Raw genomic sequence first — 7,887 nt, forward strand, 5'->3', positions numbered from 1 at the left:
GCCACGGCCGGCTCGAACGGCGCGGCGGGCTTGCCGAGCGCCACGCCCTCACCCGGCGTGCTCGGCCCGGTCGCCGGCACCGGCCGGTCGGCGGGCGCCGCGGCCGGGGTGCCCTGTGCGCCGCCCAGCCGCTCGTTCTCCGCTGCGATCGCGGCGGCGCCGGCGTCCAGCACCCACTGCGGCGGGCTGAGCAGGAAGGAGGTCGCCTCGATCGGCGCGGGCTGCGGCTTGGCCGCGCCGGGGGTCGCCCCGGCCGGCCGGCCGTAGGCCTCCTCGTAGCGCCGCACCACCTCGTTGACCGGCAGCGCGGGCCACAGGGTGCTCGCCCCGGTGTCCCGGGCGATCACCAGCTTGACCGCCCCGCCGTCCGAGGAGGGCCCGCCGGGCCGGTCCTCGGCCCAGCAGACGAAGCCGAGGTCGAACTCCCGCACCCGCACCTCGCGCTGCTGGAAGTGCGGCACCCCGCCGTTGATCCACTCCGTCGCCAGGTCCTGCGCCTGCGCGTACGTCATCGTCATGCCGGGACCGCCTCCGCCTTGTCCGCCACCGCTGTCACACCCTCCCCGGCACGCCGGCCGGCCCGGCTGCCGCCGACCGCCGCCGCGCCGTTCACCGGCCGCCTCACGGCACCGGCACCGCGCGGGCGAACCCGCCGTCGACCATCAGCTCCGCCACCGTCTCCAGCTCGGGCGGGCTGCCGGCCAGCCTGAGCAGGAAGTCGTCGAAGTCGTCGCCGCAGCGCAGCAGCAGCCGCCGCACCCGGTCGGCCGCCTCCTCCGGCGCGCCGCTGTCGCGGGCGTCGTCGTAGAGGCAGAACCAGACCGAGCCGAGGTCCTCGCCGCGCACCTTGAGCGCGACGATGCCGCCCTGGGCGTAGGCGATGCCCAGGTAGTCCTTGGTCAGGTGGTCGCGCAGGCACTTGTTGGCGTAGACCAGGTCGTCCAGCTCGAACTGCTCGCGCAGGGTCAGGAACGGCTGGTCGAGCAGCAGGCCGAGCTCGGTGTCCAGCGCCACGCCGACCGGCGGGCGGCCGCCGGCCAGCTTGAGGAACCCGCGGTAGGGGCCGGGCAGCCGGTAGCCCAGCCGCTCCTCGGCCGCCTGCACCAGGTCCTCGCCGACGTGCTGCGGGTCGACGCCCTCGACCGAGAGCGCGAAGTGCACGGCCCGCTGCTCCTGCAGCGGGCGGGTGCCGCGCCGCGCGTGGTCGGCCGCGGAGGTGGCCAGGCCGCCGTGGTGCCGCAGCAGCGCCTTGACCTCGACCGGGACCAGCTCCATCCGCCGCCAGCCGGGGGCCGCCCGGCCGACCGCGTGGTGCCAGGTCCAGCCGGCCGGGGTGGCCACCGCGGTCTCCTGGTCGGCCCAGAGCTCGTGGCCCTGGCTGAAGAGTGCGGCGTTGGCCGAGACGTAGTCGGTCAGCCGCAGCTCGTCCACGCCGAAGCCCTCGGGCGGGTCGGCGACCTCCGCCGCGGCCGCGGCGTACGGCGAGAAGTCCGGGTAGCCGTGCTCGTCCACCCGCACCCCGTCGGGGTACTTGGCCGCCCGCAACGGGTCGGGGAAGTGGACCACCTGACCCGCGTAGGCCGCGTTGGGCGCGGCGGCGGTGCCGGGCCGACCTGTCGTCATCTGGGTGCCCCCTGCTGAAGCCGATGTAGCAGGGCACCAGGGTATCCAGAGGCTTGTCCTAGTCGAGGCCTCGCCCGGGCCCACCGGCGCAGGGGGCGTGAAAATCCGGAGTCACCCATCTCATTTGTGAACGATACGTAAGACTGACGGCCCATCAGGACACCTCCCGGACCCCCGGGTGATCCACTGTCCGAGAGGTTTGGCAGGCTGGCCCCGGGGCAGCCCGGCCAATCGCGACAAACCGCCCGCCCCGCCCGGCAACCGACGAGCGGACACCGAAGGAGAGGAGCAGCCCGTGGCCGACGGCACCAGCACCGCACCACTGCTGCGCCACCACCGGGACAGCCTGCTGCCCGCCACCGCCGCGGCCCTCTCGCTGCGCGGCGGCGAGGTGCACACCCTGGCCGGGCGCAAGGGCGACGAGCCGCCCGAGCTGCACCCCCTGGTCGCCGAGTTCCTGGTCAAGCTCCCGCTGGAGCACCAGGAGCGGTTCACCGGGCGCTGCCCGGAGACCGTGCTGCTCTCCCGGTACCTGACCACGGTGGACACCGGCCGCTCCAAGCGCGCCGCCCGCAAGCCGCTCAGCCTGCACGACGCCCGCAAGGCGCTCAAGGGCAGCAAGCTGACCACGGTGCGGATCCGCGAGCAGGACGACCCGGCGCACGGCACCCACCAACCGCCCTGCCGGTCCTGCACCCCGCTGCTGGAGCACTTCACCGTGCAGAGCGTCGCGGTCGGGCCCACCACCTGACCCGGCCTCAGGTCACCGTCCCCCGAGCCCGGAGTACCCCCTGAACCCGCTCAGCCCCACCGCCCCCGGCCAGAACCGCTCGCAACCGCGGTTCCCCGCCGACGTCGCCGCCGCCCTCAAGCAGGCCGGCTGGCACCCGGGCCGCTGGGAGATCCGGCGCGCCGAGGAGTGGGCCGACCAGCTGCTCGCCCGCCCGGCCGCCGACGGCGCGGCGCACGCCGTCTTCCCGGCCGCGATCGAGGCCTGGGCGGAGTTCGGCGGGCTCTCCTTCGACCTGTCCGGCGCCGGGCGCCAGCAGGCCCGCACCCCGTTCCTGCTGGACCCGCTGTGCGGGCTGCACCTGCCGCGCACGCTGACCGACCTGGCCCGGGCGCTGGACAGCCGGGTCGCGCCGCTGGGCGAGGAGAACTACGGGCAGGCGGTGCTGGCGATCGACGAGGCCGGCCGGGTCTACAGCCTGGACCACGCCGGCGAGTGGTTCCTCGGCCCGGACCTCGACCACGCGGTCACCACCCTGGTGCTGGGCCTGCGCCCGCAACGGCTGCGGGCGGCCGGCGACCAGTCCTGAGGCGCCGCTGCCGGCGGCAGCGCAGCCAGCCCGGCCGGCCTCAACGCAGCCGGTCGCTGCGGTCCACCAGCCGGGACGGCAGCAGCGCCTCCACCCGGAACCCGCCGTCCCGCTCCGGCCCGGCCTGGAAGCTGCCGCCGAGTGCCTGTACCCGCTCCGCCATCCCGACCAGCCCGTTGCCCCCGCTGGGCAGCCGCACCTGGTCGGCGCGGCCGCCGGGGCTCTCGTTCACCACAGCCACCCGCACCCCGTTCGGCAGGTAGGCGAGCAGCACCGAGACCCGGGCGCCGCCGGCGTGCTTGTGCGCGTTGGTCAGCCCCTCCTGGACCACCCGGAAGGCGGTCTGCTCGGCCTCCCCCCGGTAGGGCAGCCGCTCCCCGCTGACCGTCAGGGTGACCTGCATCCCGGCCGCCTTGGACTGGTCGACCAGCCGCGGCAGGTCGACCAGCCCGCTCGGGCCCTCCGCCGCCGCGTCCTCGTTCATCCGCAGCACGCCGAGGATCTCGCGCAGCTCGTCCAGCGCCTGCCGCCCGGTCTCGGCCATCAGCTTGGCGCTCTGCGCCGCCTTGTCCGGGTCCCGGGCCACGATCCGCTCCAGCGCCCCCGCGTGCACCACCATCAGGCTGACCCGGTGCGCCACCACGTCGTGCATCTCGCGGGCGATCCGGGTGCGCTCCTCCAGCCGGGCCCGGCGGGCCCGCTCCCTGGCCCGCTCGGCGAGCAGGTCCAGCTCGGCCTCCAGGCCGTGCGCGCGGTCCTTGAGCGAGTCGACCAGCCGCCGCCGGGCGCCGATGTAGAGGCCGGTGGCCACCGGCGCGACCGTCAGCCCGATCGTGACCAGCACCGAGACCAGGACGAAGACCCAGGTGGCGGGCAGCTGCTGGCCGGGCTGCGGCTTGCTGGTGACCAGGGTGAAGAGCACCATGCCGAGGGTCTCCAGGAAGACCACCGTGCCCAGCGCCACCACCCGCCGCCGGCCCTGCGGCCAGGCCCAGGTCTCGGTCAGCGTGTAGAGGCCGACCACCAGCAGCACGATCCCGAACAGGCCGGGCACCAGCAGCACCGAGACCAGCACCGGCAGCGCCGGCCACCGCCGCCGCAGCAGCAGCGAGGCGCCGCCCAGCGCGCCGATCACCGCGGCCAGCACGCCCAGGCCGGTGCCCAGCTGCAACCGTTCGGCGACCAACTGCCAGCCGCCGGACGCGCACTCCAGCGCGGCCAGTGCGGCCAGCAGCGCGTCCAGCACCGCGCCCCGCCGCCGCTCCCACCACCACCAGCCGCGGTCCTGCGCGCCCGCCCCAGGCGACAAGCTCATGTCCGACAGCCTAAGCGAGGCACCCCCGCCCGCCCCACCGACTTCCGGCGGACGGTCCGTCCACCACCGGCAGCGCCGCGCTGTCCGGCATGCGACCGGCTCAACCACGGGGCAAGCCCCGACACCTATGCTGGTCCGGTCGGACAGCGCGGTCCGCCGCCGCCCACGCCCACCGTCCCAGGGAGCCAGCCGTGACCGCTCCGGTCCCCACCTCGGCCGACCGGCCGAGTGCCGACCAGTCGAGCCCGCCGACCACTGACCCCTCGACCACGACCGGGGCACCTTCGAGCCTCGCCGCCGTCGACCTGCCGCCGGCCGAGACCGCCGCCGACAACGCGGCGCTGCGCGCCGACATCCGCCGGCTGGGCGACCTGCTCGGCGAGACCCTGGTGCGGCAGGAGGGCGCCGAGGTGCTCGGCCTGGTCGAGCAGGTCCGGCTGCTCAGCCGCACCGACGGCGAGGCCACCGCGGAACTGCTCGCCAACATCGACCTGGAGACCGCCGCCAAGCTGGTGCGCGCCTTCTCCACCTACTTCCACCTGGCCAACGTCACCGAGCAGGTGCACCGCGGCCGCGAGTTCGCCGCCCGCCGGGCCCGCGAGGGCTCGCTGCTCGCCAAGACCGCCGACCAGCTCGGGCAGGCCGAGCCCAAGCACGTCGCCGACACCCTGGCCCACCTGGCGGTCCGTCCGGTCTTCACCGCGCACCCCACCGAGGCGGCCCGCCGCAGCGTGCTGAACAAGCTGCGCCGGATCGGTGAACTGCTCGAGCGGATCCACCGCGAGCACGCCGCCACCGGCCTGTCGACCTCCGACCCGGAGCGGCACAGCTCGGCCAAGCGCTCGGCCGACCGCCGGCTGGCCGAGGTGATCGACCTGCTCTGGCAGACCGACGAGCTGCGGATCGCCCGCCCCGAGCCCACCGACGAGGCCCGCAACGCCGTCTACTACCTGGACGAGCTGTACCGCGAGGCCGTCCCCGAGGTGCTGGAGGAGCTCCACGAGGAGCTCGCCCGGGTCGGCGTGGCGCTGCCCGAGGGGGTCCGCCCGCTGACCTTCGGCACCTGGATCGGCGGCGACCGGGACGGCAACCCGAACGTCACCCCGCAGGTCACCTGGGACGTGCTCAACCTGCAGCACGAGTACGGCATCAAGGACGCCCTGGAGACCATCGACGACCTGCGCAACGCGCTCTCCACCTCGGTCCGGCTGGCCGGCGCCTCCGAGCAGCTGCTCGCCTCGCTGGAGTCCGACCTCAAGCTGCTGCCCGAGCTGAGCCCGCGCTACAAGCGGATGAACGCCGAGGAGCCCTACCGGCTCAAGGCCACCTGCGTGCGGCTCAAGCTGGAGAACACCCGCGAGCGCCTGGCCGCCGGCACCCCGCACGTGGCCGGCCGCGACTACCTGGGCACCCGCGAGCTGGTCGCCGACCTCAAGCTGATCCAGGACTCGCTGCGCTCGCACCGCGGCGAGCTGATCGCCGACGGCCGGCTGGCCCGGGCGATCCGCACCGTCGAGGCGTTCGGCCTGCAGCTGGCCACCATGGACGTGCGCGAGCACGCCGAGGCCCACCACCACGCGCTCGGCCAGCTCTTCGACCGGCTCGGCGAGGAGGCCTGGCGGTACAACGACATGCCGCGCGAGTACCGCCAGAAGCTGCTCGCCAAGGAGCTGCGCTCGCGCCGCCCGCTGGCCCCCACCCCGGCCCCGCTGGACGCCGCCGGCACCAAGACGCTGGGCGTCTTCACCACCATCCGCGAGGGCTTCGAGCGGTTCGGCGACGAGATCGTCGAGAGCTACATCATCTCCATGTGCCAGGGCGCCGACGACGTCTTCGCGGCCGCCGTGCTGGCCCGCGAGGCCGGCCTGATCGACCTGCACGCCGGGGTCGCCCGGATCGGCATCGTGCCGCTGCTGGAGACCACCGACGAGCTCCAGCAGGCCGACCGGATCCTGGAGGAGATGCTCGCCGACCCCTCCTACCGCCTGCTGGTCTCGCTGCGCGGGGACGTCCAGGAGGTCATGCTCGGCTACTCCGACTCCTCCAAGTTCGGCGGCATCACCACCTCGCAGTGGGAGATCCACCGCGCCCAGCGCCGGCTGCGCGACGTGGCCCACCGCTACGGCATCCGGCTGCGGCTGTTCCACGGCCGCGGCGGCACCGTGGGCCGCGGCGGCGGCCCCTCGCACGCGGCGATCCTGGCCCAGCCCTGGGGCACCCTGGAGGGCGAGATCAAGGTCACCGAGCAGGGCGAGGTGATCTCCGACAAGTACCTGCTGCCCTCGCTGGCCCGGGAGAACCTGGAGCTCACCCTCTCCGCCACGCTGGCCGCCTCCGCGATGCACACCGCCCCGCGCCAGGCCCCCGAGGAGCTGGCCCGCTGGGACGCGGCGATGGACACCGTCTCGGCCGCCGCGCACACCGCCTACCGCTCCCTGGTGGACCAGGAGGACCTGCCGAAGTACTTCTTCGCCAGCACCCCGGTCGACCAGCTGGCCTCGCTGCACCTGGGCTCGCGCCCGTCCCGCCGCCCCGACTCGGGTGCCGGGCTGGACGGCCTGCGGGCCATCCCGTGGGTCTTCGGCTGGACCCAGTCCCGGCAGATCGTGCCCGGCTGGTACGGGGTCGGCTCCGGCCTGGCCGCGGCCCGCGAGGCGGGTCTGGGCGACGTGCTGCCGGAGATGTACGGCAAGTGGCACTTCTTCCGCAACTTCCTGTCCAACGTCGCCATGACGCTGGCCAAGACCGACCTGCGGATCGCCCGCCACTACGTGGAGCAGCTGGTCCCGGCCGAGCTGCAGTACATCTTCGACCAGATCACCGCCGAGCACGACCGCACGCTGCGCGAGGTGCTGCGGCTGACCGGCGAGAACGAGCTGCTGGAGCACAACCCGGTGCTCAAGCAGACCTTCACGGTCCGCGACGCCTACCTGGACCCGATCTCCTACCTGCAGGTGGCGCTGCTGCGCCGCCAGCGCGAGGAGGCGACGGCCGGGCGGCCGGAGGACCCGCTGCGGGCCCGGGCGCTGCTGCTGACCGTCAACGGCATCGCCGCCGGCCTGCGCAACACCGGCTGATCCCGCTGCCGGGCCGTCCCGGCAGCAACGCACCGGGGCCCGGTCGCCGTTCGGCGGCCGGGCCCCGGTGTGCTGTCCGGTTGCTTCAGGCGCGGTCCGGTTCCTTCAGACGCGCTTGTCGGTGTGCCGGCGCTTGAGCCAGAGCACCCCGCCGCCGGCCACCACCACCATGCCGCCGGCCACCGCCGGGACGCCGGCGTTGCTGCCGATGCTGGAGATGAAGGCGCCGGAGAGCGCGTTCGTCTGGACCTGCGGGGTCGGGCTCGGCGAGTCGGAGGGCAGCGGCGGGGCGTCCACCAGCTGGGCGTCCACCGCGCTGGGCGCCGCGGCCGGCACCCCCGAGCGCCCGCGGCCGGTGCCGCCGCGCGAGCCGTTGGGGTAGCCGTAGCCGTAACCGCCGCTGCGGGCACTGCTCGGGCTCGGGGTCGGCGTCGGGGTGGGCGTGGGGCACCCGGCCGGCAGCGGCGTGGCCGTCGGCGAGGGGGTCGCGGCGGGCGACGCCGTGGCGCTGGGCGAGCCGGCCGGCAGCGGCGTGGCCGTCGGGCTCGCCGGG

The 7,887-nt window shown here is 75.1% G+C and carries 5 protein-coding genes and 2 pseudogenes; 3 read left to right on the forward strand and 4 right to left on the reverse strand.

The features are described from left to right. Window positions 1-518, reverse strand: a pseudogene (locus tag ACQRUO_RS37515) (SUKH-4 family immunity protein); the annotation flags it as partial. Between the two features lie 103 nt (window positions 519-621). Next, a complete protein-coding gene (locus ACQRUO_RS37520; RefSeq protein ID WP_428320661.1) occupies window positions 622-1,623 on the reverse strand; it encodes an SMI1/KNR4 family protein in 1,002 nt (333 codons plus the stop codon). 295 nt (window positions 1,624-1,918) lie between these two features. Between ACQRUO_RS37520 and ACQRUO_RS37525 the strand changes: the two genes are divergently transcribed. Continuing rightward, window positions 1,919-2,374, forward strand: coding sequence for a YwqJ-related putative deaminase (locus ACQRUO_RS37525; RefSeq protein ID WP_428320662.1), 456 nt, complete (start codon window positions 1,919-1,921; stop codon window positions 2,372-2,374). 40 nt (window positions 2,375-2,414) lie between these two features. Next, window positions 2,415-2,942, forward strand: a complete 528-nt coding sequence (locus ACQRUO_RS37530) for an SUKH-3 domain-containing protein (RefSeq protein WP_428320664.1) — start codon at window positions 2,415-2,417, stop codon at window positions 2,940-2,942. A gap of 40 nt (window positions 2,943-2,982) precedes the next feature. Here ACQRUO_RS37530 and ACQRUO_RS37535 read toward each other — a convergent pair whose 3' ends face one another. Beyond that, entirely contained in the window at window positions 2,983-4,257 is a 1,275-nt protein-coding gene (locus tag ACQRUO_RS37535; protein ID WP_428320663.1) for a sensor histidine kinase, read from the reverse strand. A gap of 305 nt (window positions 4,258-4,562) precedes the next feature. Between ACQRUO_RS37535 and ppc the strand changes: the two genes are divergently transcribed. Further along, window positions 4,563-7,334, forward strand: a complete 2,772-nt coding sequence (gene ppc, locus ACQRUO_RS37540; RefSeq protein WP_428320665.1) for a phosphoenolpyruvate carboxylase — start codon at window positions 4,563-4,565, stop codon at window positions 7,332-7,334. Between the two features lie 105 nt (window positions 7,335-7,439). Here ppc and ACQRUO_RS37545 read toward each other — a convergent pair. After that, a pseudogene (locus tag ACQRUO_RS37545) lies at window positions 7,440-7,887 on the reverse strand (hypothetical protein); the annotation flags it as partial.

It is taken from the genome of Kitasatospora sp. LaBMicrA B282 (assembly GCF_050325825.1).
GTDB lineage: Bacteria > Actinomycetota > Actinomycetes > Streptomycetales > Streptomycetaceae > Kitasatospora.